Consider the following 26,554-nt stretch of genomic DNA (forward strand, 5'->3'; position numbering starts at 1 on the left):
CACTGCTAGCAGCGAGCAACGCCGCGGAGCACCGGTTATGGAAGTCAGAAATCACAATAATTTATTGGGGGTTACTTAGGCCCGGGCTATTTGCTTGAAGCCGAGACTATCGCACAGCCGCGTTTCGATGAAAAGGTTTTTTGCAGCCGGTCCCGGCGCCGGGAGCGCCGCCGCATTGGTCTATAATCGCTGCCACCGTGCCTTGCACGCTCACGTGAGACTGCCTTGACTGCCAAACGAACCGGATTCCCCTGGCCTTCCCGCCGCGCCAGCGTGCGCGCCATCATCATCGCCGGTTGCGCCGCGCTGGCCGCCGCCCTGCTGCTGGCCGCCTACCTGTTCCTGTACGTGCGCCCCCGCCTGCCCGAACTGGGCGTCATCACCGACTACCAGCCGAAGATACCGCTGCGCGTGTACACGGCCGACAATGTGCTGATCGGCGAATTCGGCGAAGAGCACCGCGACTTCGTGCCGATTGCGCAAGTGCCGGAAATGATGAAGAAGGCCCTGCTGGCCATCGAGGATGGCCGCTTCTACGAACACCACGGCATCGACTTCGTGCGCGCCGGCGGCGCCGTGCTGTCGAACCTGCGCCACGGCTTCGGCCACGGCGGCGGCTCCACCATCACCATGCAGGTGGCGCGCAACTTCTTCCTGACGCGCGAAAAAGTCGCCTCGCGCAAGCTCAACGAGATCATGCTGGCCCTGAAGATCGAAGCGGCCCTGTCGAAAGACCAGATTCTCGAGCTGTACATGAACCAGATGTACCTGGGCCAGCGCTCGTTCGGCTTCGGCAGCGCGGCGCAGACCTACTTCGGCAAACCGCTCAATGAACTGTCGATCGCGGAAATGGCCATGCTGGCTGGCCTGCCGCAAAACCCGTCGCGCCACAACCCGATCAGCAATCCGAAAAAGGCGCACGCGCGCCAGCGGCTGGTCTTGAAACGCATGCGCGAACTCGATTACATCAGCGAAGGCCAGTACCGGCAGGCGCTGGCCCAGCCGCTGCAGATCAATAGCCGCGGCAAGCAGGGTTTCGACACGCACGCCGAATACGTGGCCGAACTGGCGCGCCAGGCCGTGTATGCGCAGCTCAAGGAGGACAGCTACACCAAGGGCATCAGCGTCTACACGACGATCCTGAAAGCGGACCAGGACGCGGCCTATGCCTCGACGCGCCGCAACGTCATCGCCTACGACCAGCGCCACGGCTACCGCGGCCCGGAAACCTTCATCGACATGCCAGCCGATCCGGAGCAGCGCGACGACGCCATCGATGCGGCGCTGCAAAAACGCCCGGACAGCGACGGCCTGATCGCCGCCGTCGTCACGGAGGTGGCCAGCGGCAAGGTGGTGGCCGATACGGGCGACGGCGACGCCAAGACCATCACGGGCGACGGCTTGCGCTTTGCCGCCCCCGCCCTCTCCGCCAAAGCGAGCGCCGGCATCAAGCTGCGCCCGGGCGCCGTGATTCGCATCACCAAAGATGGCAAGGACAACTGGGCCATCACGCAAGTGCCGCTGGTGGCCGCCGCGTTTGTCTCGCTCGACGCGGACACGGGCGCCTACCACGCCATGGTGGGCGGCTTCGATTACAACCTGCAAAAATTCAACCACGTGACGCAAGCGTGGCGCCAGCCCGGTTCGGCCATGAAGCCCTTCGTGTATTCGGCGGCGCTGGAAAAAGGCTTTTCGCCGGCCACCCTGATCAACGACGTGCCTTTGGCACTGCAGGCGGGCGGCAAGGTGTGGGCGCCGCAGAACGACGATTTCAAGTTCGACGGCCCCATCACCATGCGCTATGCGCTGGCGCAATCGAAGAACGTGGCCTCGGTGCGCATCCTGCGCGCGCTGGGCGTGTCGACCACGCACGACTTCATGGAAAAATTCGGCTTCGACCCGGCCCGCCAGCCGAACAATCTGACCATGGCGCTGGGCACGGGTTCCGTCACGCCCGTGCAGATGGCGGGCGCCTACGCCCTGTTCGCCAATGGCGGCCACCAGGTGGAGCCCTACCTGATCGACCGCATCGTCGACGCCAAGGGCACCATCCTGATGCAGACCAAACCGCCCGTGCCGAACGACGACAAGACCCTGGCGCTGGACCCGCGCAACGCCTTCGTGATGGACAGCATGCTGCGCGAAGTGGCGCGCACGGGCACGGGCGCGGCGGCAACGAAAAAACTGGGACGCAGTGACATCGCCGGCAAGACGGGCACCACCAGCGACGCCGTCGACGGCTGGTTCGCCGGCTACAGCGGCGGCATCGTGGCCGTGGCGTGGATGGGCTACGACGAGCCCAAGTCCTTGGGCGGACGCGAATTCGGCGCCACCCTGGCCATGCCGATCTGGATCGACTACATGCGCACGGCCCTGTCGACGCGCCCGCAAATCACGCGCGCCGTGCCGGAGGGCCTGAGCCAGGTCGACGGCGAGTGGCTGTACGACGAATTCATCGACATGAACGGGATCAGGACCCTGGATATGGACGTGGAGACGCCGACGGATCCGGCTGCCGTGCCGGAGACGCTGCCGGTGGAAACCACGAACTGATGGATCCGTAGGTCGGGTTAAGAGGAACGACGTAACCCGACAAGCCGCAGTCGGCTCTTGTCGGATTACGCTTCGCTAATCCGACCTACTTCCGGCGCCTTGGCCATGCTCAAATACCCGCGCGCCGTACTGACGACGCTATCGGCGAAATCGTCGACATTGACCTTCGCCGCGCGGTACTTCCAGCGTTTCACGTACCAGTCCTGGAACAGGGCCAGGCAGTGCGCGGCCAGCAAGGTGGGATCGCCCTGCGGCTTCGGTTCGATTTCGGCGATGGTGGCGGCGATCAGGGTCTGCACATACAATTCCGAATTCTTCGCCATGCTGCGCTGCTCGACCTGCAGCACGCGCGAATCCATGAAGACAAAATAAAACCACGGCTGCAGCACTTCGGACAGGTAGATCGACGAGCGTATCATCGCTTCGAGGCGGTCCAGCGGCGACTTCACGTCGACGAACAGCAGCGGCAAGGCTTGCGTGGCGTGGCGCACCACGTCCTCGATCATTTCGGCCAGTTGATCCTTGCCGGTGATGTAGCCATACAGGCCGCCCATCGACAGCCCCGTCTCGCGGCACAGGTCGCGCAAGCTCATGGCGCGGAAGCCCACGTCATTGGCCAGGCGGAAGGTGGCGACGAAGATGCGCTCAAGATTTTCCAGCGCCGGCTTGCGGCGCTTGACGCCGATACGTTCCGCGTGGCGGTCAAGAATGTATTCCCAGATGTTTTCGCCATTTAAAGGCGTCATCTGCTGAAACTGTTCAAAATTAAAATGGGTCGACAAGTGCATTCCCAAATAACGGTGTAAGAACGATATCCATGCAATGCCTGGGCAAGGCACTGCAAGACGGCGGGACGGCTGATGCGGGGCCGATTATAGCTCAGGAAAACAACTATTTTACTTTTCAACTATGCAATGGGCGCATAAGCCACGCCAAATACCCACAGTTATTGCGCTGCATCATGCAATTCACTGCAATTTAAATCCAGCGGTGCTACATTCTAAAAACCGAGCGCTCGCTATTTTTAATGCATCGAGAATGTAAAGGAGCGCACGGTTCACCGCTACAGCATCGACATTTCCATATTATTCAAATAACGGAGACAAAATGAAGACTCGCTTTTGGCAACTGCTATCGACCCTGCTGTTCACCCTCGCCATTCTGCCCGGCAGCGCCAGCGCCGCCGGCTACACGCAAACGAAGTATCCGATCGTGCTCGTGCACGGCCTGTTCGGCTTCGACAAGCTCGGTCCCGTCGACTATTTTTATGGCGTCTCCGACGCCCTGCGCAGCGGCGGCGCACAAGTGTATGTGACCACCGTGTCGGCCGCCAACAGCACGGAAGTGCGCGGCGAGCAGCTGTTGTCGCAGGTGCGGCAAATCCTCGCCGCCACGGGGGCGGCCAAGGTCAATTTGATCGGCCATAGCCACGGCGGCCCCACGGCCCGCTATGTCGCTTCCGTGCGCCCCGACCTGGTGGCGTCCGTCACCAGCGTGGCCGGCGTGAACAAAGGCTCCAAGGTGGCCGATATCCTCAGCGGCGCCATTCCCAACACCAGCAACGCGCTGGGCAATGCGCTGGCCTCGCTGATCGGCATTTTGTCGGGCAACAAGGGCTTGCCGCAAAACGCGGGCGCGTCGCTGGCGTCGCTGTCCACGGCCGGTTCGCTGGCCTTCAACAGCCGCCACCCGCAAGGCGTACCCACCTCGGCCTGCGGCGAAGGCGCCTACCAGGTGCAGGGCGTGCACTACTTTTCGTGGAGCGGCGCGCAGCCGTACACGAACGTGCTCGACGTGGGCGACCCGCTGCTGGCCGCCATCAGCCTGGCCTTCGGCGGCGCCAAGAACGATGGCCTGGTCAGCAGCTGCTCCAGCCACCTGGGCAAGGTGATCCGCGACGACTACGCCATGAACCACCTCGATGAAGTCAACCAGTTCGTCGGCATCGTCAACCTGTTCGAAACGAACCCCGTCACCGTCTTCCGCCAGCAGGCCAACCGCCTGCAAGGCCTGGGACTGTAAGGAGAAGCGCATGCACGCGAAATGGATCATCGGCGGCAGTCTGGCGGCCCTGGCCTTGTACCTGGCGCTGCGCCCTGGCGAAGCGCCGGCCCCGCCGCCGGAAAAGGCGGAACCGGACCTGTTCGCGTTCGTGCGCTCGATGGAAGGCACGCGGCCCGACGGCAACGTGACGGTGGCCACCGGCGACAAGCTGGTGGTCGACGCGGAACTGGCGCACCTGTTCGACTACTACCTGGCGGGCCTCGGTGAAAAGCCGCTGGCCGCCATCCGCGGCCAGATCGAGGCGGAACTGGACCGGCGCCTGGCGCCCGTCCCCGCCCGCGAAGCCAAGCGCCTGCTGGGCGCATACCTGGCCTACAAGCAGGCGCTGGCCGGCGCGGAACAGGCTTTGCCGGCGCAAGCCGATGCGGCCCTGGCGGCGCGCGCGCGCCTGCAAGCCATGCGCGCCTTGCGCGGCAATTACTTTACACCAGAGGAAAGCGCGGGCCTGTTCGGCGCCAGCGACGCGTATGACGACGATGCCGTGGCGCGCATGACCATCCTCGGCGATACCACGCTCGATGAAGCGCAGCGCCAGGCGCAACTGACGGCGCTCGATCAAAAAATGACGCCCGCCCAGCGCGCCGCGCGTGACGCGCCGCTGCGGGTGGCGCAGCTGGACGCCTCCGTCAGGACCTTGCGGGCGCAGGGCGGCGGCGACAACGAAGTCTACCGCCTGCGCGCCAGCACCTTCACGCCGGCGGCGGCCGCGCGCCTGGCGGAACTGGACCGCGAAGAATCGCAGTGGCAGCAGCGCATCATCGCCTATCAAGCGCTCAAAGCTCAGAAAGCCAGCCTGCCCGGCGGCGCGCAGGATGCGGCAGCCCTGCAGCAGCTGCGCGACGCCAGCTTTACCCCGGACGAACAGCGCCGGCTGGGCGCCTACGAATAGCGTTCAAGCCAGCTGGGCCAGCAAAGCCGCCGCCGCCATCACGTCCGCCGTGTCGCGCCCCTGCCGGTAGCCCGCATGGACGGGGGCCAGCACGGCATGCGCGGCGGCGCGGCGGCCTTGCGCCTGCAGCACGGCCGCCAGGCTAGTGGCGCAGCGCAGCTCCCAGCCAGGCGCCTGCTGGCCCCTGGCCAGCCGCAGCGCTTCTTCCAGCTGCACCCGCACCGCTTCCAGGCCGGCGGCATCGTCTTGCGCCAGCGCCCGCCAGCGGTGGTGCGCGTCGCGGCGCAGCACTTCCGGCGCGCTCCACGGCGCCATGCCCATGCGCGCGCGTCGCAGCGCCTGACTATCAGCGGCCGCGTCGTGCAGGGTGGCCATCAAATCGACCTGTATCGGCCAGCTGCGCACCGCAGGCCAGGGGAACTGCGTCAGCGCCTCGCCCCCGTCGAGCAGGCGCCGGTAGGCGGCGCCCCAGGCGCTCCAGTACAGCAAGCCATAGCGGGCCGCATGCTCGCACAGCAGGCAAGTCCACGCATGCGCCAGTTCCCGCTGCCCGCACCACAGGGCGACGGGAATGGCATTGACGGCCAGCGCCACGCACAGCGTGACGCCATTGTGCTCGAAGCCCACCGCCACCGCCTCGCGCACCAGCGCCAGGGCGTCGTCGGGACGGCCCTGCATCCACAGGCAGCGCGCCAGCGTGCCGCGCAGGCACACCTGGTGATCGGCCAGCAAGGCATGATTGAAGCCGAGCGGCCGCGCGCCCTCGGGATGGGCGAGCACCATGCGCGCCAGCGCCGCCGACTGCGCGTAGCGTCCCTGCACATACTCGCCCACGGAGCGCATGCGCGCCAGCACCAGCCGCATCGGCGTGTCGCCGCGCGTGTCGCACAGGACGGCAAGCTCGGTGGCGTAACTGTCGGCGCGCTGGAAATCGGCCAGCTTCAGGCTGCAGATCCACATGCCGCAAATCGCCTCACAGCGGCGGCTGCCATCGTCCGTGCGCATGGCCAGCGCATAGCCGTGCTGGAACGAACGCAGCATGGTGCCGGTGATGCCCTGCGTATGCAGCAGCAGGTGCGCCTGCGAGGCATGCAGCCGCATCTCGCTGTCCGGGTCGTCCAGCGCATGCGCGGCCAGGCGCTCGAGCGCCCGCCCGACGCGCACGCGGTATTCGTCCATCAGCGACAGCTGATAGAACAGGGTTTGCGCGGCCAGGGTCAGGGACACGCCCAGCGCCACGTCGCCCTCCTCGCCGAAAGCCCAGTCGATGGCGGCGCGCAGGTCGTCGACATGGCGGCCGTAGCGCGCGCTCCAGCTGGCCGGCGGCATGCTGCCCCAGTCGGCCGCGATGCGTTGGGCCAGGCCCAGGCAATGGCGCGCGTGGCGCAGCAGCACGGCGCCCGCATCCCCGCCCGCCGACAGCAGCGCGCCGGCATAGGCGCGCGTGGTGTCGAGCAGCCGGTAATACACGTACTGGCGGCAAAACTCGATGCTGACGAGGGACTTGGCCGCCAGGTCGGCCAAGGTGTCGAACACGTCGCAGCCGGCCACGGCGCTGGCCGACTCGAGGCGGAAGCGGCTCCTGAACACGCTCAGCGCCTGCAGCACCTGGCGCTCTTGCGCGTCGAGCAAGCCGTAGCTCCAGTCGAGGGTGGCGCGCAGTGTCTGGTGGCGCAAGGGCATGTTGCGCGCGCCGCGCGTGAGCAAACGAAAACGGTCGTCGAGCTGGCGGCGCAATTCGTGCAGGCCGAAATGGCCGATGCGCCCGGCCGCCAGCTCCAGCGCCAGCGGGATGCCATCGAGCCGACGGCAGATGTCCACCACCACGGGCACGTCGGCGTCGGCCAGCACGAAAGCATCGTCGACGGCCGCGCAACGTTCGCAAAACAGCTGCACCGCGGCGAAATGGCGGGCTGCCGCCGCATCGGGCACGGCATCGGCCGGCGGCAATTCCAGCGCGGGCAGGCGCTGCAACTGCTCGCTGGTGATGCGCAGCGGCTCGCGGCTGGTGGCCAGCACGTGCAGCAGCGGCGCGCCCTTGAGCAAGGCGTCGGCCAGCGCGGCGGCCGCGCCGATCACGTGCTCGCAGTTATCGAGCACGATCAGCATGTGGCGCGGGCGCAGGTAGGCCAGCAGCACCGGCATGGCGTCGCCGGCCGCCACGGCCACGCCCAGCGCCGTGGCCAGCGCCAGCGGCACCAGGCGCCCCTCTTCCAGCGGCGACAGGTCGACGAAACACACGCCGTCGGCATAGCGGCGCAGCACGCGCGTGGCCAGGACGACGGCCAGGGTGGTCTTGCCGATGCCGCCCGGGCCGGCAATGCACAGCAGGCGCAATTGCAGCAACTGGTTGGCCATCGTCTGCAGCACCTCGGCGCGCCCCAGCATGCGCGTCAGCATGACGGGCAGATTGTGCCGTGGCTCGGTGCCGGCCGTACCGGGCGCCGGCCGGCCCGTGTGCGCCAGCGGCGCCAGGAAGCCGTAGCCGCGCCCGGGAATGGTGGTGATGTAGCGCTGGCCATCGCGGCCATCGCCGAGCGCCTTGCGCAGCGCCGCCAGATGCACGCGCAAGGTCGCGTCGTCGACCACGGCATTGGGCCAGACGATGGCCACCAGTTCATGCTTGTCGACGATGTCGCCGGCGCGCTCCAGCAGGGCCAGCAGCAAGTCCATCGCCCTGCTGCCCAGGCGCAGCGCGCGTTCGCCCTCGAACAGCAGGCGCTCCAGCGGCAAAAGGCGAAACGGGCCGAAGACATAGGCCGGGGCAGGACTGTTTATCATTCTTGCGTGGGGGAGTAGGTGTTAAAGCACGCGGCTTGCAGTGGCCATATTCTACTGAGCATCCGCGCCAGGCCGTACCAGGCCGGCCGGCGCGCCCGCGGCCAGCAGCGCGGCCACGTCGGCCGCGGGCGCCGGGCGGTGCAGATAAAAGCCCTGAACCTGCGGGCAGCCCAGCCGCCGCAGCTGCGCCAGCTGTTCACCGTTTTCCACGCCCTCGGCCAGCGCCTGCAAGTCCAGGCCCCGCGCCAGCGCCAGGGTCGAGGCGACGATGACGGCGTCGCGGCCGCCGCTGGCCACGTCGTGGATGAAGGAGCGGTCGATCTTGATGGTGTGAATCGGCAGCATCCTGACATGGCTCAGGCCCGAATGGCCGGTGCCGTAATCGTCGAGCGAAATGGACAGGCCCAGCGCGCGCAGCCGGCGCAATCCCTGCGTCGCCTGCGCCATGTCGTCGATGCAGCAGCTTTCCGTCACTTCCAGCTCCAGCAGGCCGGGCGGAATGGCGTGGCGCCGCAGGCAGCCCAGCACAAAATCGGGTAACTGCGGCTGGCACAGCTGGCGCGCCGAGACATTCACCGCGACAGGCACCACAGGCAGGCCCGCCGCGCGCCACTGCGCCAGCTGGCGGCAGGCCGCGTCGATGCCCCAGTTGCCCAGCGCGGCGATGGCGTTCGTCCGCTCGGCCAGGCCGATGAATTCGTTCGGGTAGACGAGGCCGTGGCGCGGATGGTTCCAGCGCAGCAGCGCTTCCAGGCCGACCAGGCGCAGCTGCGCCGTATCGAACTTGCCCTGGTAGTGAAAGCAGAATTCGCCATCGACGATGGCCCTGTCCAGGCGCCCCTGCAACTCCCGGCCGCGCGTCGGCGCCCAGCACAGCAGCGCCAGCGCGCCGTGCCAGAACCTTGCCAGGCGCGCCACTAGGCCAGCAGGCGCGGCACGGCAGGCGCAGGGCGGCCCGCCAGAACCGCCGGCCCCTGGCGCAGGCGAAACACGCTGACCACCTGCAGCAGATTCGCCGCCTCGCCTTCCAGCGATTGCGAGGCGGCCGCTGCCTCCTCCACCAGGGCCGCGTTCTGCTGCGTCACTTCGTCCATCTGCACGACCGCCTGGCTGACCTGGCCGATGCCCGTGCTTTGCTCGGCGCTGGCCGCCGTGATGTCGGCCACCATCTGGCTCACGCGCCCCACGGCCGCCACCACTTCCCGCATCGTGGCGCCGGCTTGCGCAACCAGCGCCGCGCCCGCGTCCACCTGCTGCGTCGAGGTGGCGATCAGGGCGCGGATATCGCGCGCCGCCGCCGCGCTGCGCCAGGTTGCGCACTTCCGTTGCCACGACGGCAAAGCCGCGTCCCTGCTCGCCCGCGCGCGCCGCTTCCACGGCCGCGTTCAGGGCCAGGATATTCGTCTGGAAGGCCAGCATGTCGATCACGCCGATGATGTCGGCAATCTGCGCCGACGACGCGCTGATGGCGTCCATCGTATGGATCACCTGGCCCACGGCTTGCCCGCCGGCGCCGGCGATGTTCGCCGCCTCGACGGCCAGCACGCTCGCATGGCGGGCATTGTCCGCGTTCTGCTGCACGGTGGAACTCAGTTCCTCCATGGCCGACGCGGTCTGTTCGAGCGAGCTGGCCTGCTCCTCGGTGCGCGAGGACAGGTCGATATTGCCGGCCGCGATCTGCGACGAAGCCGTGGCGATGGTGTCGGTGCCGCTGCGCACGCGCTGCACGATGTCGAGCAGGTTGCCGTTCATGATGCACAGCGCGTCGAGCAGCTTGCCCGTTTCATCGCCGCCGTGGCGGCCGAAGGTCGACGTCAAATCGCCGGCGGCCACGGTCTGCGCCACCGCCAAGGCATGGCGCAGCGGATCGACGATGCTGCGCGTGACCAGCCAGGCCGTGACGAGCGAAAAGAGCACGGCGAGCGCGCTCAGCGCCAGCATCATGTTGCGCGCCGTCGCGTATTCTTGATGCACCTGGGCGCCCGCCTCCTCCATCAGCTCATGCTGGTACGCGATCAGGCTTTCCAGCGCCGCCATGTAGCGCAGCTGCTCGCCGCGCACCGTGCCGAGCAGCAAGCTGGTCGCTTCATCGCGCACGCCCTCTTCCAGCAGGGCCAGTACCTTGTCGCGCCCGCCGTTGAACGCGGCGCGCGCCTGCGTCACGGCCGCCATCAGCTCGCGGCCCTGCGGCGACTGCACCGCCTTTTCCAGCTGCGCCAGCCTTTTTTCCGTTTCGCCGCCCGCCCTGGCGATGGCGGCGCGTTCCTGCGCCAGCTGCTGCGGTTCCGTCATCAGGAGCAGGTTGCGCGAAGAGCGCGCGATGATGTTGACATTCTTGATGATGTCGTTGGCCAGCACGGTTTTCGGATATTTGTCATCGATCACGTCGCGCATGCGCAGCTCCAGGCTGGACAGGCGCAGCATGCCCAGCACGGCGGTCGCCAGCAACAGCAAGGTCAACAATGCAAAGGCGCAGCGCAGGCGTGTGCCGATTTTCATATTTGCCATCTTTATTCGCATCCTTCAGTGTGGTGCATCGGTCATCGCGCCGGGCTCGCATGCAAGGCTGACGGCAATGGCTGCCGCCTGCCAGGTATGGCCGGACGCAGCAGGCGGAAGGGTCAGCCGGGATGTGGCCGAGGCGGGAACAAGGGTGGTACGGCTGGCAGTGTGAGTTATCTCACAGGCAATGTCGCGTTAAGTTTTGAAAAGATTTGCTTAGATGACAAAACAGCTATTTTTATAACGCTGTTTTTTTAGTAAGTAGTAACCGCAGTACGCATCTGTGCACGCCTGTAAAAACGGCCGCGCAAGGCGGCCGTCCGGTAGCGCATGCGGGCGCCGTCAATCGATCAAAACACTTCCCACTCGTCGTCGCGCGGCGCGCTCTGGCGCTGGGACGTCACGGCGTGCAGGGCCGGGCGGCCCGAATTGGGGGGTGATACGGGGCGCGGTGCCGGACGCTTCAGCGCGGCGCTGGCGGCCACGGCGCGTGGCGCGGCCGGCTTTGCGTTTGCGCGCGCGGCAGGCGCCTGCGCGCCATCGAGCTTGAAGACGCTGACCACCTGGGCCAGCTGGCCCGATTGCTCCTGCAGCGATTCGGCCGCAGCGGCCGCCTCTTCCACCAGGGCCGCATTTTGCTGCGTCACCTGGTCCATCTGGCCGATGGCCTGGTTGATCTGGTCGATGCCCGAGCTTTGCTCCTGCGTGGCCAGGCTGATTTCCGCCATGATGTCCGTCACGCGCTGCACGCTGGCGACGATTTCGGCCATCGTGCTGCCCGCCTCGGCCACCAGCTTGCTGCCCGTATCGACGGCCACGACGGAGTCGCCGATCAGCGTCTTGATTTCCTTGGCGGCCGCCGCCGAGCGTTGCGCCAGATTGCGCACCTCGGTGGCCACCACGGCGAAACCGCGCCCCTGCTCGCCCGCGCGCGCCGCTTCCACGGCGGCGTTGAGCGCCAGGATATTCGTCTGGAAGGCGATGCCGTCGATGACGGAAATGATGTCGACGATCTTGCGCGACGAATCGTTGATGGCGTCCATGGTCTCGACCACCTTGCCCACCACGGCGCCGCCCTTGACCGCCACCCCCGAGGCGTTCAGCGCCAGCTGATTCGCCTGCTGGGCATTGTCGGCGTTCTGCCGCACGGTCGACGTCAGTTCTTCCATCGACGACGCCGTCTCTTCCAGCGAACTGGCTTGCTCTTCCGTGCGCGAGGACAGGTCCAGGTTGCCGCTGGCAATTTCCGACGACGCCGTGGCGATGGTATCCGTGCCGCTGCGCACCTGGCCGACGATGTTGACCAGGCTGGAATTCATGTCCTTCAGCGCCCGCAGCAGCTGGCCCGTTTCTTCCGTCGTGTGCACTTCGATCTGGCTGGTCAGGTCGCCCGAGGCCACCGTCTGCGCCACTTTCACGGCCGCATTGATCGGCTGCGTGATGGCGCGCGTGATGTAGGCGGCGCAACCGATGCCCAGCGCGGAAGCCAGCAAGCCGAGGATGACCATCAGGCTTTCCGAGCGGATCACGGCCGCGCTGCCATCCTTGACGCTGGCATCGGCCACGCCGTTATTGAGCTTGATGATCTCGTTGAGCGTGCCCTCGGCCTTGACGAACAGGCTGCGGGAATCCTGGTACTGCTGGTAGAAGGCCACGAACAGCTCTTTCTGCCGCTGCTCGTCGCGGTTGTCGGCCAGCTGGCGCAAGATGGCGCGCACCTTGTCGTCGTCCCCCTTCCAGGCCGCCCACTCGCCCTGGAAGCGCTGCCACAGCACGGCTTCCTCGGGGGTTTGCGGCAGCGGCTCGTACAGCTTGCGGCCCGCCTCGATATTCGCCCAGGCCTTGGTGCGCAGTTGCAGCGCTTCGGCGAACTTGTCCTGTGCCTGGTAATTGTTTTCATAGATGGCGGCCGTCAGGGTGGCGGCGGCGACGGCCGTCTGGCCTTCGCTCATCATCATCAGGCCCTGGATCGACGGCAGGCGCACCACGCCGATTTCATTGACGGCGCGGCCGACCGTGGCGATGCCCGAATAGCCGCTGACGCCCACCACCAGCAATGCCACCATCATCACGGCGACAAGCGTCGCCAGCTTCCATTTGATCAGTAAATTCTTAAACATGGCTAGGTCCTTTATAAAGTCACGAAGACTGCTGGCGAAGTCGGGGCTGGCATGTTCGAGTAAAACAGCTGACACTTGTATAAAGGCGGCGGGGATAGGGCGTACGCTTCGTTACAATTGGCGAGATTTCATAAGTGGAAGCATAGTGGAAAACGGGCGCGCTGGCTGCCTCATACTTGATACAAGACAAGATTTATTTCTTTACTGTGGCGCGTATTGCACAGCGGTCAAAAAAATTGACATGGCGCCCCGCTTTGGTGCAAAAAGTGACCGTGCTTCACTATTGGCTACGCAGTTGATAGTCGTATAAGATGAGCAACAAGCAAACAACAGGCAGACCATGGCTTATCCTATCGAACACAAACTGGTGATCGGGGTCGCTTCCAGCGCCCTGTTCGACCTGGCCGAATCGCACCAGGTCTACCTCGACAATGGCCCCGAGGAGTACCGCAAGTATCAGGAAACGCATATCGACACGGTCCTGCCGCGCGGCGTGGCCTTCCCCTTCATCCGCCGTTTCCTGAACATCAACAAGCACCATCCGCGCCAGTCGCCCGTGGAAGTGGTGCTGTTTTCGCGCAATTCGCCGGAAACGGGCTTGCGCGTCATGCATTCAATCGCCCACTACGGCCTGGACATTTCACGCGCCGCCTTCATGACGGGCAAGTCGCCCTACCCTTACCTGCCCGCCTTCAACGCCTCGCTGTTCCTCAGCGCGAATGAAAGCGACGTGCGCAGCGCCCTGGCCTGCGACTACCCGGCCGGCCTGGTGCTGCCGTCGCGCACGGAAGACGACGAGGACGACGAGGAATTGCGCGTGGCCTTCGATTTCGACGGCGTGATCGCCGACGACGAAGCGGAAACCGTCTTCAAGCGCAACAACGACGTCGACGAATTCCACGCCCATGAAACCCTGAACGTGGGCACGCCGCACCGCCCCGGCCCGCTGGCCGGCCTGTTCCAGAAGCTGGCCACCATGCAGCGCCTGGAAGAAAGGGCGCAGCGGCGCGACCCCGGCTATAAAAAAATCCTGCGCATCGCTATCCTCACGGCCCGCAACGCGCCTTCGCACGAACGGGTCGTGACGACCCTGAAAAGCTGGGGCGTGGCGGCCGACGAGACGTTTTTCCTCGGCGGCATGGACAAGTCGCGCGTGCTGGCCGTATTCAAGCCGCATATCTTCTTCGACGACCAGCTGAGCCACCTCAAATCGGCGGGCGGCACCATCCCGATGGTGCATGTTCCCTTCGGCGTTGCCAATGCGCGCGCGGGCGATGGTCTATAATCCTGCCTGTCAGCGCCGTCACTGGCGGCGCGGCGCGCACCACAGCTGTCCCATTCAACTGCCTCTGCCACTAGTGTCATCGCCTGCATGTCCTTAGACTTAACAAAAGCCCTCCCCAAGCCCGGCAACCGCTATGCGCTGCCCGCCCTGTATGGTTCATCCGACGCCTATGCCCTGGCGCTGGCCGCTTTGGCCTTGAAAGCGCGGGGCCAGATGCTGGCCGTGGTGGTGGCGCAGGCCAGCGACGGCCAGCGCCTGCTCGATGAAATCCCGTGGTTTGGCGGCAAGGAGCTGCGCTGCCATCTGCTGCCGGACTGGGAAACCCTGCCCTACGACGCGTTTTCGCCGCACCAGGACCTGGTCTCCGAGCGCCTGGCCACCTTGCATGAAATCCAGACGCGCCAGTGCGACGTGCTGATCGTGCCGGCCACCACGGCGCTCGTGCGCCTGGCGCCGCCATCGTTCCTGGCCGCCTACACCTTCTTCTTCAAGAAGGGCGAAAAGCTTGACGAAGCGCGGCTGAAGTCGCAGCTGACCCTGGCCGGCTACAGTCATGTGTCGCAAGTGATGTCGCCGGGCGAATACTCGGTGCGCGGCGGCCTGCTCGACCTGTTCCCCATGGGCTCAAGCCTGCCCTACCGCCTGGACCTGTTCGGCGACACCATCGAGACCATCCGCACGTTTGACGCCGACACCCAGCGCTCGCTGTATCCCGTGCACGAAGTGCGGCTGCTGCCGGGCCGCGAATTCCCCATGGACGAAGCGGCCCGCACCACCTTCCGCAACCGCTGGCGCGAACAGTTCGAAGGCGATCCATCGCGCTCGGTCGTCTACAAGGACATCAGCAGCGGCATCGCCTCGGCCGGCATCGAATATTATTTACCCCTGTTCTTCGAGCAGACGGCGACCCTGTTCGACTATCTGCCGCCCGACGCCTCGCTGGCCCTGGTGGGCGAGATCGACGCCGCCATTGGCCGCTTCTGGACCGATACCCAGTCGCGCTACCGCTTCCTGAAGGCGGACCGCGAGCGGCCCATCCTGCCGCCCGAATCGCTGTTCCTGTCCGACGAGCAGTTCTTCGGCCTGGCCAAGCCGTATGCGCGCCTGGCGATCGCCAAGTCGAACGACGCGCTGGCGTCCGAACTGTCGGCGCCCGTGCCGAACATCGCCGTCAACCGCCGCGCCGACGATCCGCTGGCGAATCTGCGCAGCTATTTGCTGCAATCGGGCCGCCGCGTGATGATCTGCGCCGAATCGAACGGCCGCCGCGAAACCTTGCAGCAATACTTCACCGAATACGATCTGCACCTGACGCCCGTCGAAGGCAGCGACGGCTTCCTGCAATCCGACGCCAAGCTGATGCTGGGCGTGGCGCCGCTGCACGCGGGTTTCGAATTGTTCCGGCCCGAGGGCAATCTGGCCTTCATCACGGAGACGGAGTTGTACGCCGGTTCCGGCCGCCGGGTCGGCACCAAGAAACAGGAAGGCGTGACGCAAGTCGAGTCGATGGTACGCGACCTGTCGGAGCTGAAAATCGGCGACCCCGTCGTGCACATCAACCACGGCATCGGGCGCTACATGGGCCTGACCAGCATGGACCTGGGCGAAGGCGAGACGGAGTTCCTGCATCTCGAATACGCGAAGGACACCAAGCTGTACGTGCCCGTGTCGCAGCTGCATGTGATCTCGCGCTATTCGGGCGCGTCGCCGGAAGACGCGCCGCTGCACTCGCTCGGTTCGGGCCAGTGGGAAAAAGCGAAGAAACGCGCGGCCGAACAGGTGCGCGATACGGCCGCCGAGCTGCTCAACCTGTATGCGCGCCGCGCGCTGCGCCAGGGCCACTCGTTCGAATTCTCGTCGCACGACTACCAGCGCTTTGCCGACAGCTTCGGCTTCGACGAGACGCCGGACCAGGCAGAAGCCATCCACAACGTCATCAAGGACATGACCTCGGGCAAACCGATGGACCGCCTCGTCTGCGGCGACGTCGGCTTCGGCAAGACGGAAGTGGCGCTGCGCGCCGCCTTCATCGCCGTCATGGGCGGCAAGCAGGTGGCCATCCTGGCGCCCACCACCCTGCTGGCCGAGCAGCATGCGCAAACCTTTGCCGACCGCTTCGCCGACTGGCCCGTGCGCATCGCGGAATTGTCGCGCTTCCGCACAGGCAAGGAGATCACGCAGGCGTTCAAGGGCATGGCCGACGGCACCATCGACATCGTCATTGGCACGCACAAGCTGCTGTCGGACGACGTGAAATTCACGCGCCTGGGCCTCGTCATCATCGACGAGGAACACCGGTTCGGCGTGCGTCAGAAGGAAGCCTTGAAAGCCTTGCGCGCGGAAGTGGACGTGCTGACCCTGACGGCCACGCCCATCCCCCGCACCCTGGGCATGGCGCTGGAAGGCTTGCGCGACTTTTCCATCATCGCCACGGCGCCGCAAAAGCGCCTGGCCATCAAGACGTTCGTGCGCAGCGAGGGCGAAGCCATCATCCGCGAAGCGTGTTTGCGCGAACTCAAACGCGGCGGCCAGATCTACTTCCTGCACAACGAGGTGGAAACCATCCAGAACCGCCTGGCCATGCTGACGGAACTGCTGCCCGAGGCGCGCATCGCCGTGGCGCACGGCCAGATGCACGAGCGCGACCTGGAAAAAGTCATGCGCGACTTCGTCGCCCAGCGTTTCAACATCCTGCTGTGCACGACCATCATTGAAACGGGCATCGACGTGCCGACGGCGAACACCATCATCATGCACCGCGCCGACAAGTTCGGCCTGGCGCAGCTGCACCAGCTGCGCGGCCGTGTGGGACGCTCGCATCACCAGGCCTACGCCTACCTGCTGGTGCACGACGTGCAGGGACTCACCAAGCTGGCACAGCGCCGCCTGGACGCCATCCAGCAGATGGAAGAACTGGGCAGCGGCTTTTACCTGGCCATGCACGACCTGGAAATCCGCGGCGCCGGCGAAGTGCTGGGCGAGAGCCAGTCGGGCGAAATGACGGAAATCGGCTTCCAGCTGTATTCGGACATGCTCAACGAAGCCGTGCGCTCGCTGAAAGCGGGCAAGGAGCCGGACCTGGCCGCGCCGCTGGCCTCGACCACGGAGATCAACCTGCACGTGCCGGCCCTGCTGCCCGCGGACTTCTGCGGCGACGTGCACGAGCGCCTGTCGATCTACAAGCGCCTGGCCAACTGCGCCACGCAAGAAAAGATCGACGATATCCAGGAGGAGCTGATCGACCGCTTCGGCAAGCTGCCCGACGCCGTCAAGGCGCTGGTCGAGACGCACCGGCTGCGCATCGCGGCGAAAACCGTGGGCATCGTCAAGATCGACGTGCATGGCGAGGCGGCCACCCTGCAATTCATGGCCAAGCCGCCGATCGATCCGATGCGCATCATCGACCTGATCCAGAAAAACCGCCATATCAAGCTGCATGGCCAGGACAAGCTGAAAATCACGGCCGCCATGCCGGACCTGGCCGCGCGCGTGACGCAGATCAAGACCACCATCAAGCAATTGACGGTGTAGACCATTTCGATAATTAATGCAGGACTGTCCCATGACCAATACCAAGACCATCACCATGAATCTGATCCTGCAGGGCCTGGACGGCGATAGCGCCCGCCTCGAACGCATCGCCGCGCTGGCCGCGCCGACGTCCGTCACGCGCCTCGGTCCGAACGCCGTGCGCTGCGAACAGATCGCCTATTCGCCCGCGCTGCGCCCCACGATCGAAGTGGCGGCCCAGGCGGCGCAGCTGGACGCCACCTACATGATGGGACAGCGTGAACTCAGCGAATTCAAGCTCGTGGCGATGGACATGGATTCGACCCTGATCACCATCGAGTGCATCGATGAAATCGCCGACATGCAGGGATTGAAACCGCAAGTGGCGGCCATCACGGAAGCGGCCATGCGCGGCGAACTCGATTTTGCGGCCAGCCTGAAACAGCGCGTGGCCCTGCTCGAAGGCCTCGATGCGTCGGCCCTGCAGCGCGTCTACGACGAACGTTTGAAGCTGTCGCCGGGCGCGGAAGCCATGCTGGCGGCCGTGCAAAAGGCCGGCCTGAAAACCCTGCTGGTGTCGGGCGGCTTTACCTTCTTCACCGAACGCCTGAAGGAACGCCTGGGCCTCGACTACACGCATGCGAACGCACTGGAAATCGTCGACGGCAAGCTGACGGGCAAAGTCCTGGGCGGCATCGTCGACGCCGAGGAAAAACAGCGCACGGTGGAGCGCGTGTGCGCGGAGATGGGCATTACGCCATCGCAGGCCATCGTCATGGGCGACGGCGCCAATGACTTGAAAATGATGGGCATCGCCGGCCTGTCCGTCGCCTTCCGCGCCAAGCCCGTGGTGCGCTCGCAGGCCGACGTGGCGCTGAACTTTGTCGGACTCGACGGTTTGCTGAACGTCTTGAGCTGAGCCGGCGCCAGGTTAGGGCTATCGGGTGGGCGGTGCGCGCGCGGTGGCACAAGTTTGCTATATTGCAAACTTGTGATCACCCCGCCAGCCCATCGTGAAAGAACACCGCATGCCGCCACCGCTGCCAGAAGAAATACAACGCCACCTCGATATATTCGTCGCCGCCGCGCAAACGGCCTTCGGCGCCGACCTGGCCGCCGCCGTGCTGTTTGGCTCGGCCGCCGATGGCCAGCTGCGCGCCACCTCCGACGTCAACCTGCTGTTGCTGCTCAAGCGCTTTACGCCGCAGGCGGCCGATGCGCTGCGCGGCCCCTTGCGCCTGGCGCACGCCGCCATCGATTTGCAAGTGATGTTCCTGCTCGAAAGCGAATTGCCGCAGGCCGCCGACGCCTTCGCCGTCAAGTTCGCCGACATCATCGCGCGCCACCGGGTGCTGCATGGCGTTGACCCATTCGCCAGCCTGCACACGAGCCGCGACGCCGTGCTGCGCCGGCTGCGGCAAGTGCTGCTGAACCAGCAGCTGCGCATGCGCGAACGCTATATGCTATTGAGCCTGACTGAAGAACAGCTGGCCGGCGCCGTCGCCGACGCGGCCGGCCCGCTGCGTTCGGCGGCGGCCTCGCTGGCGCAGCTCGAGGGCAAACCTGCGCAGTCCGGCAAGCAGGCGCTCGAAGCGTTTGTCGACCAGCTGGGCGACCCGGCCCTGCACGCGGCTTTGCACACCATGTCGGCCGCGCGCGAAACAGCGCGCCTGGCGCCGGGGCAGGCCCTGCCCGCCTTTACGGGTTTGATGACGCTTACCGAACGCCTGCGCGAGCACGCGGAGCAGATGCGGTGAACGGCTTCAATCCTTTTGACTGGAGCGGGCCATCATTCCTGCTGGCCTACCTGATCTTCGGCGCGCTCGTGTACTACCTGGCGCGCGAGCTGCTGATCCGCATGGAATTGCGCAATCCGCACGCCCAGCTGTCGCTGGCCGATGATCCCTACCGCATTGCTTTTTTGCGTGGCGGCGCCCTCGAAGCCGTGAAAATCGCCGCCATCGTGCTGGTCGACCGCGGCTTGCTGCGCGCCGACGGCCCGCTGCTGGAAACGGCCAGCGCCGACAGCCTGCGCTTTGCCAGCCACGACATCGAACGCGACGTGCTGCGGCTGTACCTGGGCCGCCAGGGCCACAGCAAGGAACTGGCCGTGCAGGCCGACATGCTGCCGTCGTGCCGCGCCTACCAGGAGGCGTTGACGCAGCAGGAATTGCTGGTCGGCCCGCCGCTGCTGCGCCGGCGCGAACGCATCACCTGGGCCGCGCACTGGCTGCTGCTGACGGTGGCCGGCGTCAAAGCCGTCATCGCCATCAGCCGCCAGCACTACAATCTGCTGTTCCTGGCGGTCCTGCTGGCGATTTTTCTCCTCATGCTGCGCGGCTTGCGCACCCAGGCGAGCAGCTGGAGCGCGCAGCGGCTGCTGACCGACCTGCGCATGCTGTTCGGCCGCCTGAACATGCGCTCGGCGCGCCTGCAGGCGGGCAGCAGCAGCGCCGACATGGCCCTGCTGGCCGCCATTTTCGGCATCGGCGCCCTGCCCTTGTCCGTGTACGCGTATGTCGCCGAGCTGTATCCGGTGCCGCGGCAAAACGGCGGCGGCGACTCCTCGTCCAGCAGCACGGGCGACTCGGGCGATTCGTCATCGGGCGGCGGCGGTGACGGCGGCGGCAGCGGCTGCGGCGGTTGCGGCGGTGGCGGCGGCTGTGGCAGTTAGCAAGGACGCCACGCGCGACCGCGTCGGCCTGGGCTGGCGCGGCGAACTGGCCGCCGGCATCCTGTCCAACCTGGCGCGGATCGATGTGCTGGAAGTGATCGCCGACGATTATTACGGCGCCTCGCGCGCCGGCATCGCGGCCTTGCGCAGCCTGGCGCGCCAGGTGCCGGTCAGCCTGCATGGCGTCGGCATGGGGCTGGCCTCGACGATTCCCGCCGATCCGCGCCGCTTGCATGCGATGGCGCGCCTGATGCAAGCGGTGCAGGCGGAATCGTGGTCCGAGCACCTGAGTTTCGTGCGCGCCGGCGGCGTCGAGATCGGCCACCTGGCGGCACCGCCGCGCACGCCGCGCAGCGCCGCCGGCGCAATCGCCAATATCGCACTGGCCACGCGCATCGTCGGCAGCACGCCGCTGATGGAAAACATCGCCACCCTGGTCCAGCCGCCGGCCAGCACCATGGACGAAGCCGATTGGGTGGCGCAGATTATCCACGGCGCGCAAGCGCCGCTGCTGCTCGACCTGCACAACCTGTATGCGAATGCCGTCAATGCCGGCGAGTCGCCGCAGGAACTGCTGCTGCGCCTGCCGCTGGACAGGGTCGGCGCCGTGCACCTGAGCGGCGGCCACTGGATCGCTGCGCCGGGCGGCGGCCAGCGCCTGCTGGACGACCACCTGCACGACGTGCCGCCCGAAGTCTTCGATTTATTGACGTTGCTGGCGCGCCATGCACCGCAACCGTTGACGGTGATCGTCGAACGCGACGGCAATTACCCGTCGTTCGGGCATGTGCTGGGCCAGCTGGAATTGGCGCGCGCGGCCTTGCGCGCGGGGCGAGCCGCATGAGTTCTCCCGCGCTGGAAACGTACCTGGCAAGGCTGTACACGGACGACGCCTTGCGTGCCGCCTTCCTGCTCGAGCCCCGTGCGCAAGCCTTGCTGCATGGCTTGTCGCCGCAGGAAGCGGAGGCGATGGCGGCGATGGACCGCATCGGCCTGCAGATGGCGGCGGCGAGCTACCGCGCCAAGCGCGCCGGGCGCGGTGGCCAGACGAAACCAGCGCAACGCTGGTGGCGCAAGCTGCTGGCCGCCTGGACCTGACAGCCTACAGCTGCCACAGCCGCAGCGGCAGCAGTCCCCACCACGCCAGCACCAGCAGCAGTTGCAGGGCCGCCAGCAAGGCCACCCAATCCCATTTCGCCAGCGGGCCCGCCGCGGCCGCCGTGCCGCGGCTGCGCCAGCAGCGGGCCAGGCCGAACGCCGTCGCCAGCGGCAGCGCGCCCGTCGCCAATGCCAGCAACACGCTGGCATTGGTGACGTCGCCCAAGCGCAGGTAGGACTGGAAATAGAAAAACGGCAGCGGCAAGAGCAGCGCCAGCATGGCCAGCAAAGGCGCGAACAGGTGGTCGCCCCGTCCCAGGCTGCGCCGCGCGGCGCGCCACACGCCCACCAGCAGCACGTACAGCAAGCCCGCCACGCCCAAGGCCAGGCTGCCCCACAGCACCAGCATGCGCAGCATCGACGCGCGCTCATAGCTGCGCAAGCCATCGCTGAGCACATGCTTGCCATCCTCCTGCATCAGCACGTGCGATGGCGTGCTGCGGTCGCTGGCGCGGAACAGCAGGCCGCCCACCGGCTCCAGTTCCTTCGGCTCGCCCTGGAACGGGATCAGGAACAGCGACTCGCCATCCCATTTCACACGCGTAAAGCCGAAGACGGCGTCGACCCAGGCCATGCTGGCCATGGGACTGGGCGACGGCACGTAGACGCCCTGCCAGTTTTCCACCGTGGGCGCGGGCGTGCCGCGTGGGGCCGGCGCGCGCAGCGGCAGTTCCAGGTCGCGCAGCAGCAGGCGGTTGAAGCGTTCATAGTCGGCCCGCTCCGCATCCGTATTAAAGGCCACGAAGAAGGCGCTGTCCTGCTCCGGGTAGATGCACAGCATGGCGCGAAAACCGACAGTCGTGCCGGGATGGCAGGCACCCACCACGTTATGCCGGTCGCGCACGGCCAGCGCCAGGCCGTGGCCCGTTGCCAGGCCCGCCTGCGCCGCATCCGTGCCGGCCGGTTCGGACAAGGCGCCCATCAGGGCCAGGTCGATGAACTGCGCGCCCTGCAGCTTGCCGTCGCCCATGAGGAACTGCGCCAGCCTGGCCATGTCGGCCGCCGTGGTGGTAAATTGCGCGGCCGGACGCAGATACTGGGGTACGGCCGGCTGCGCCACGCCATGCTCGAAGTGGCCCATGGCCAGGCGCGGGTCCGCATGCGATCCCGCCTGGGTGCTCATTTGCGTAACATAGGCAAACGTGCTGTCCGCCATGCCCAGCGGCTGCAGCAGCTGCGCGTCGAGATAGCGCTCATACGGCTGGCCCGTGACCTTCTCGATCACCATGCCCAGCAAGCCATAGCCCATGTTCGAGTACGCATAGCGGCTGCCGGGCCGCGCGCGCACGCGCAGCAGATTGCGCCCGCCGTCAAACGCCTCGGCCAGCGGCGTCTCCGGCGCCGGGTTCAGGCTGAACGCCTGCCAGAAGCGCACGTTATCGAGGCCCGACGTATGCGCGAGCAGGTGGCGGATGCGCACGGGGTCGCTGGCCTGCCACGGGTTTTTCAGCGCCAGTTCCGGCAGCACCTGCCGCAGGGGCGTGTCGAGCGTGAGCTTGTCTTCGCTAACCAGGCGCAAGATACCCAGCGCCAGCGCCACCTTGCCCACGGAGCCCACCTGCATGCGCGTATCCGCCTGCATGGGTATGTTCTTGGCGGCATCGCGCAAGCCGGACGCGCCGACTTTGACTGTTCCGTCAGGCAAGACTTCACTCCAGACGGCGCCCGCCAGACCCTCGTCCTTCAAGCCGGCGGCAAACTCCGCCTCCAGGGTGGGGCCGGCCGCATGAGCCACGGTGGCACAGCACAGCAGCAAGGCCGGCACGGCGCGCTGCAGCCACGACCTGGCGCGCGCGGCAAAGGTGGGATATCGATCTCGTTTCAACAATGTATTCCGCCTTTTTCCATGGACTGCGCTCCTGCGCCGCTTTGCTTGTTACAATTAAAAATTGAGCAACGACGGGAGCTTTTATGTCACAAGATATTATTTTGGATACCCAACTCCAGCAGACCAAAAACCTGGCCTGGTGGTTGTACCTGATACATGGCGCCAGCTTCGTGTTTTCGCTGGGCGCGTTTTCCTTCATTCCGCTCATCATCAATTATGTGAAGCGGGACGAGGCGGCCGGGACCTTCGTGCACAGCCATCACAGCTGGATGATCCGTTCCTTCTGGTGGTATGTGGCCTGGGTCGTCGTCGGCGCCATCCTGTGGGTCACGCTGATCGGCATTCCGCTGGCCATCATCGTGTGGGGCGTGGCCTGGCTGTGGAAAGCGTACCGCCTGCTGCGCGGCTTTCTTGACCTGAACAACAACAAGCCCGTACCCATGTAACAGGTGCTTCGCGGCAAGCCAACGGCTTGCCGCCGCCTACATCGCCGCGAACGCCCGTTCGATATCGGCGACCAAATCCTGCGGATCTTCCAGTCCCACGTTCAGGCGCACCAGCTGGCCCGGCAACTGCCAGCCCTTGCGCATGGAGGCGATGCGGTACGGCATCACCAGGCTGTTCGCGCCACCCCAGCTGTAGCCAATCTTGAACAACTGCAAGGCATCGACGAAGCGGTCCGTCTGCGCCTCCGTGTAGCGGGCATCGAACAGCACGGAAAACAGGCCGCCCGCGCCCGTGAAATCGCGCTGCCATATGGCGTGGCCCGGGCAATCGGCGAACGCCGGATGCAGCACCGTGGCGATCTCGCCGCGCCCCTTGAGCCAGGCGGCCACCGTGCGCGCGCCCGCGTCGTGCGCGTCGAAGCGCAGCTTCATGGTGGGCAAGCCGCGCAGCACCAGATAGGCATCGTCCGCCCCCACGCCCATGCCCAGACGCATATGCGCCCGCGCCAGGCGGTCATGCAGCGCCCGCTCGCGCGTGATCAGGGCGCCCATCAGCACGTCGGAGCCGCCCGACTGGTATTTCGTCAGCGCCTGCATGATGACGTCCACGCCCAGGTCGAAGCCGCGCAAGGCCAGGCCGGCCGACCAGGTGTTGTCCAGGGCGACGAGCACGCCGCGCGCATGGGCGGCCGCGCAGATGGCGGGCAAGTCCGGCACTTCCATCGTCACGGACCCGGGCGCTTCCGTCCAGATCAGTTTGGTGTTTGGCTGGATCAGGGCGGCGATGCCGGCGCCGATGAGCGGATCGTAATAGCGGGCCGTGATGCCGAAGTCCTGCGACAGCCAGCGCCCCAGCTCGCGGTTCGGATTGTAGATATTTTCCGGCAATAACACATCGTCACCCGTTTTCAGCAGGGCGAAGTCCGCCATGGCGATGGCCGCCAGGCCCGACGGCGCCAGCAGGCAGTACTTGCCCCCTTCGATTTCGGCCAGCCGCGCTTCCAGGGTGAACGTGGTGGGCGTGCCGTGCAAGCCGTAGGTATAGGCGTTCTTGTCTTTCCAGTCGCCCGAACGCATGGCCGCCACGTCCTTGAACAGCACGGTCGATGCATGGTGGATAGCGTTCGGGAACGCGGCAAAGCCTTGCGGCGCCTGGTAATCGCTGTGGATCAGCGCGGTTTGCGGAGATTTGGGTGTGGTCATGGCGTCGGGAAATAAAAAAAGGCGGATCAGCCTGTGCTGATCCGCCTTGATTGTAAGGGCTTATGCCCTTGCTTGCCGTACGTATGACAGAGTGTTACACCTGCGAAGAATTTTTATTCCGCAGCGCCCCACAGGTCATGCGCGTCGGCTGATGTAATGGTCACGTCAACAAATTGGCCCACGGCCAGCTTGCGGTGCGGTTCGAATGGCGGCTTCACATACACGACGCCATCGATTTCCGGCGCGTCGGCGGACGAGCGGCCCACGCCGCCCGAGCGGGTGACTTCATCGATCAGCACGCGCACGGTCTTGCCGACCTTGGCTTGCAGGCGTTTCTTGGAAATTTCTTCCTGCAGCAGCATGACGCGGCCGCGACGCTCTTCGCGCAGCTCTTCCGGCACGGGGTTGGCGATGGCGTTGGCCGTCGCGCCTTCGACAGGCGAATAGGCGAAGCAGCCGAGGCGGTCGATCTGCGCTTCCTTGAGGAAGTCGAGCAGGTACTCGAATTCCGCTTCCGTTTCGCCTGGGAATCCGGCGATGAAGGTCGAGCGGATGGTCAGGTCCGGGTTGATGGCGCGCCAGGCCTGGATCCGGTCGAGGTTTTTCTCGCCGCTGGCCGGACGCTTCATGCGTTTCAGGACGTCAGGGTGCGCATGCTGCATCGGAATGTCCAGGTATGGCAGGATGTGGCCGCCGCTCATCATCGGGATGATCTGGTCCACGTGCGGGTACGGGTAGACGTAATGCAAGCGCACCCAGGCGCCGTAGGACTTGGCCAGCTCGCCCAGCGCTTCCGTCAGCTGCGTCATGTGGGTTTTCACGGGACGGCCATTCCAGAAGCCGGAGCGGAATTTCACGTCCACGCCATACGCCGACGTGTCTTGCGAAATGACCAGCAATTCCTTGACGCCGGACTTGAACAGGTTTTCCGCTTCGATCATCAATTCGCCGATCGGGCGCGAGACGAGGTCGCCGCGCATGGACGGGATGATGCAGAAGCTGCAGCGGTGGTTGCAGCCTTCGGAAATTTTCAGGTAGGCATAGTGCTTCGGCGTCAGCTTGACGCCTTGCGGCGGCACGAGGTCGAGGAATGGCGCATGCGGTTTCGGCAGGTGCAAGTGGACGGAATCCATCACTTCGGCCAAGGCGTGCGGGCCCGTGACGGACAGCACTTTCGGGTGTACCTTCATGATGATGTCGTCGCCGGCAGCATCTTTCTTGGCGCCCAGACAGCCGGTGACGATCACTTTACCGTTTTCGGCCAGCGCTTCGCCGATGGCGTCAAGCGACTCTTGCACGGCAGCATCGATAAAACCGCAGGTATTGACGATCACCAGATCGGCGCCAGCGTAGGATTTCGCCGTTTCGTAGCCTTCGGCGCGCAGTTGGGTCAGGATTTGTTCGGAGTCGACCAGCGCTTTCGGGCAGCCGAGCGAGACAAAGCCCACTTTCGGCGCCGCACCTGGCATGGCCAGCATGGCCTCGGGCTGGGCGGAAGGAACGGGAATACGGTGAATTTCAGACATAGTTGGCAGCTAGTA

The 26,554-nt window shown here is 65.8% G+C and carries 18 protein-coding genes and 1 pseudogene; 11 read left to right on the top strand and 8 right to left on the bottom strand.

The window, feature by feature from the left end; translation table 11 throughout:
- Positions 1-225 precede the first annotated feature (225 nt).
- On the top strand, positions 226-2,553 hold the full coding sequence (locus IGS55_RS23305) for a penicillin-binding protein 1A (RefSeq protein WP_230517826.1): 2,328 nt from the start codon (positions 226-228) through the stop codon (positions 2,551-2,553).
- Between the two features lie 65 nt (positions 2,554-2,618).
- Here the strand turns inward: IGS55_RS23305 and IGS55_RS23310 are convergent, their stop codons facing one another.
- Positions 2,619-3,299 (bottom strand): TetR/AcrR family transcriptional regulator, encoded by a 681-nt coding sequence (locus IGS55_RS23310; RefSeq protein WP_230517824.1) that lies wholly within the window; start codon positions 3,297-3,299, stop codon positions 2,619-2,621.
- 361 nt (positions 3,300-3,660) lie between these two features.
- Here IGS55_RS23310 and IGS55_RS23315 point away from each other — a divergent pair, with 361 nt between their 5' ends.
- Together IGS55_RS23315 and IGS55_RS23320 are read left to right on the top strand one after the other, a co-directional pair.
- Positions 3,661-4,575 (top strand): lipase family alpha/beta hydrolase, encoded by a 915-nt coding sequence (locus tag IGS55_RS23315; RefSeq protein WP_230517822.1) that lies wholly within the window; start codon positions 3,661-3,663, stop codon positions 4,573-4,575.
- Positions 4,576-4,585: 10 nt separating this feature from the next.
- Positions 4,586-5,506 carry a lipase secretion chaperone gene (locus tag IGS55_RS23320; RefSeq protein WP_230517820.1) on the top strand — a complete coding sequence of 307 codons (921 nt, stop codon included), beginning with the start codon at positions 4,586-4,588 and terminating at the stop codon, positions 5,504-5,506.
- 3 nt (positions 5,507-5,509) lie between these two features.
- Here the strand turns inward: IGS55_RS23320 and IGS55_RS23325 are convergent, their stop codons facing one another.
- The 4 genes and pseudogenes from IGS55_RS23325 to IGS55_RS23345 all read right to left on the bottom strand — a co-directional run bounded on the left by IGS55_RS23325 (position 5,510) and on the right by IGS55_RS23345 (position 12,909).
- A complete protein-coding gene (locus IGS55_RS23325; protein ID WP_230517818.1) occupies positions 5,510-8,287 on the bottom strand; it encodes an ATP-binding protein in 2,778 nt (925 codons plus the stop codon).
- A 51-nt stretch (positions 8,288-8,338) separates the two neighbouring features.
- Positions 8,339-9,205, bottom strand: coding sequence for a putative bifunctional diguanylate cyclase/phosphodiesterase (locus IGS55_RS23330; RefSeq protein ID WP_230517817.1), 867 nt, complete (start codon positions 9,203-9,205; stop codon positions 8,339-8,341).
- Positions 9,205-10,807: pseudogene (locus IGS55_RS27990) on the bottom strand (methyl-accepting chemotaxis protein). Before IGS55_RS27990 ends, IGS55_RS23330 begins: the two are co-directional and overlap by 1 nt.
- A 332-nt stretch (positions 10,808-11,139) precedes the next feature.
- Positions 11,140-12,909: a methyl-accepting chemotaxis protein gene (locus IGS55_RS23345; RefSeq protein WP_230517816.1), complete on the bottom strand. Its 1,770-nt coding sequence runs from the start codon at positions 12,907-12,909 to the stop codon at positions 11,140-11,142.
- Between the two features lie 340 nt (positions 12,910-13,249).
- Here IGS55_RS23345 and IGS55_RS23350 point away from each other — a divergent pair, with 340 nt between their 5' ends.
- The 7 genes from IGS55_RS23350 to IGS55_RS23380 all read left to right on the top strand — a co-directional run bounded on the left by IGS55_RS23350 (position 13,250) and on the right by IGS55_RS23380 (position 21,476).
- Positions 13,250-14,194 (top strand): 5'-nucleotidase, encoded by a 945-nt coding sequence (locus IGS55_RS23350; protein WP_230517815.1) that lies wholly within the window; start codon positions 13,250-13,252, stop codon positions 14,192-14,194.
- Between the two features lie 87 nt (positions 14,195-14,281).
- Positions 14,282-17,725, top strand: coding sequence for a transcription-repair coupling factor (gene mfd, locus IGS55_RS23355; protein WP_230517814.1), 3,444 nt, complete (start codon positions 14,282-14,284; stop codon positions 17,723-17,725).
- A gap of 55 nt (positions 17,726-17,780) precedes the next feature.
- Complete coding sequence (gene serB, locus IGS55_RS23360; RefSeq protein ID WP_230517914.1) at positions 17,781-18,623, top strand: phosphoserine phosphatase SerB; 843 nt, start codon at positions 17,781-17,783, stop codon at positions 18,621-18,623.
- A 109-nt stretch (positions 18,624-18,732) separates the two neighbouring features.
- Positions 18,733-19,461 (top strand): nucleotidyltransferase domain-containing protein, encoded by a 729-nt coding sequence (locus tag IGS55_RS23365; protein ID WP_230517813.1) that lies wholly within the window; start codon positions 18,733-18,735, stop codon positions 19,459-19,461.
- Entirely contained in the window at positions 19,458-20,378 is a 921-nt protein-coding gene (locus tag IGS55_RS23370; RefSeq protein ID WP_230517811.1) for a TIGR04222 domain-containing membrane protein, read from the top strand. The genes IGS55_RS23365 and IGS55_RS23370 overlap by 4 nt, the downstream gene beginning before the upstream one ends.
- Positions 20,368-21,222: a DUF692 domain-containing protein gene (locus tag IGS55_RS23375; protein ID WP_230517810.1), complete on the top strand. Its 855-nt coding sequence runs from the start codon at positions 20,368-20,370 to the stop codon at positions 21,220-21,222. The genes IGS55_RS23370 and IGS55_RS23375 overlap by 11 nt, the downstream gene beginning before the upstream one ends.
- Positions 21,219-21,476: a hypothetical protein gene (locus IGS55_RS23380; RefSeq protein WP_230517808.1), complete on the top strand. Its 258-nt coding sequence runs from the start codon at positions 21,219-21,221 to the stop codon at positions 21,474-21,476. Before IGS55_RS23375 ends, IGS55_RS23380 begins: the two co-directional genes overlap by 4 nt.
- A 4-nt stretch (positions 21,477-21,480) precedes the next feature.
- Here the strand turns inward: IGS55_RS23380 and IGS55_RS23385 are convergent, their stop codons facing one another.
- Positions 21,481-23,361, bottom strand: a complete 1,881-nt coding sequence (locus IGS55_RS23385) for a serine hydrolase domain-containing protein (protein ID WP_230517807.1) — start codon at positions 23,359-23,361, stop codon at positions 21,481-21,483.
- 86 nt (positions 23,362-23,447) lie between these two features.
- Here IGS55_RS23385 and IGS55_RS23390 point away from each other — a divergent pair, with 86 nt between their 5' ends.
- Positions 23,448-23,810, top strand: coding sequence for a DUF4870 family protein (locus IGS55_RS23390; protein ID WP_128142837.1), 363 nt, complete (start codon positions 23,448-23,450; stop codon positions 23,808-23,810).
- Between the two features lie 36 nt (positions 23,811-23,846).
- Here the strand turns inward: IGS55_RS23390 and IGS55_RS23395 are convergent, their stop codons facing one another.
- On the bottom strand, positions 23,847-25,013 hold the full coding sequence (locus IGS55_RS23395; RefSeq protein ID WP_230517805.1) for a cystathionine beta-lyase: 1,167 nt from the start codon (positions 25,011-25,013) through the stop codon (positions 23,847-23,849).
- Positions 25,014-25,126: 113 nt separating this feature from the next.
- On the bottom strand, positions 25,127-26,482 hold the full coding sequence (gene rimO, locus IGS55_RS23400; RefSeq protein WP_128143344.1) for a 30S ribosomal protein S12 methylthiotransferase RimO: 1,356 nt from the start codon (positions 26,480-26,482) through the stop codon (positions 25,127-25,129).
- Positions 26,483-26,554 lie beyond the last annotated feature (72 nt).

Origin of the sequence: Janthinobacterium sp. EB271-G4-3-2 (assembly GCF_020858035.1) — a bacterium.
GTDB lineage: Bacteria > Pseudomonadota > Gammaproteobacteria > Burkholderiales > Burkholderiaceae_D > Janthinobacterium > Janthinobacterium aestuarii.

Coding starts and splice junctions, on each gene's coding strand:
- IGS55_RS23350 (WP_230517815.1), top strand. CDS start 13,250: ATGGCTTATCCTATCGAACACAAACTGGTGATCGGGGTCGCTTCCAGC.
- IGS55_RS23390 (WP_128142837.1), top strand. CDS start 23,448: ATGTCACAAGATATTATTTTGGATACCCAACTCCAGCAGACCAAAAAC.
- IGS55_RS23310 (WP_230517824.1), bottom strand. CDS start 3,299: ATGACGCCTTTAAATGGCGAAAACATCTGGGAATACATTCTTGACCGC.
- IGS55_RS23380 (WP_230517808.1), top strand. CDS start 21,219: ATGAGTTCTCCCGCGCTGGAAACGTACCTGGCAAGGCTGTACACGGAC.
- serB (WP_230517914.1), top strand. CDS start 17,781: ATGAATCTGATCCTGCAGGGCCTGGACGGCGATAGCGCCCGCCTCGAA.
- rimO (WP_128143344.1), bottom strand. CDS start 26,482: ATGCCAGGTGCGGCGCCGAAAGTGGGCTTTGTCTCGCTCGGCTGCCCG.
- IGS55_RS23395 (WP_230517805.1), bottom strand. CDS start 25,013: ATGACCACACCCAAATCTCCGCAAACCGCGCTGATCCACAGCGATTAC.
- IGS55_RS23325 (WP_230517818.1), bottom strand. CDS start 8,287: ATGATAAACAGTCCTGCCCCGGCCTATGTCTTCGGCCCGTTTCGCCTT.
- IGS55_RS23315 (WP_230517822.1), top strand. CDS start 3,661: ATGAAGACTCGCTTTTGGCAACTGCTATCGACCCTGCTGTTCACCCTC.
- IGS55_RS23320 (WP_230517820.1), top strand. CDS start 4,586: ATGCACGCGAAATGGATCATCGGCGGCAGTCTGGCGGCCCTGGCCTTG.
- IGS55_RS23345 (WP_230517816.1), bottom strand. CDS start 12,909: ATGTTTAAGAATTTACTGATCAAATGGAAGCTGGCGACGCTTGTCGCC.
- mfd (WP_230517814.1), top strand. CDS start 14,282: ATGTCCTTAGACTTAACAAAAGCCCTCCCCAAGCCCGGCAACCGCTAT.
- IGS55_RS23365 (WP_230517813.1), top strand. CDS start 18,733: ATGCCGCCACCGCTGCCAGAAGAAATACAACGCCACCTCGATATATTC.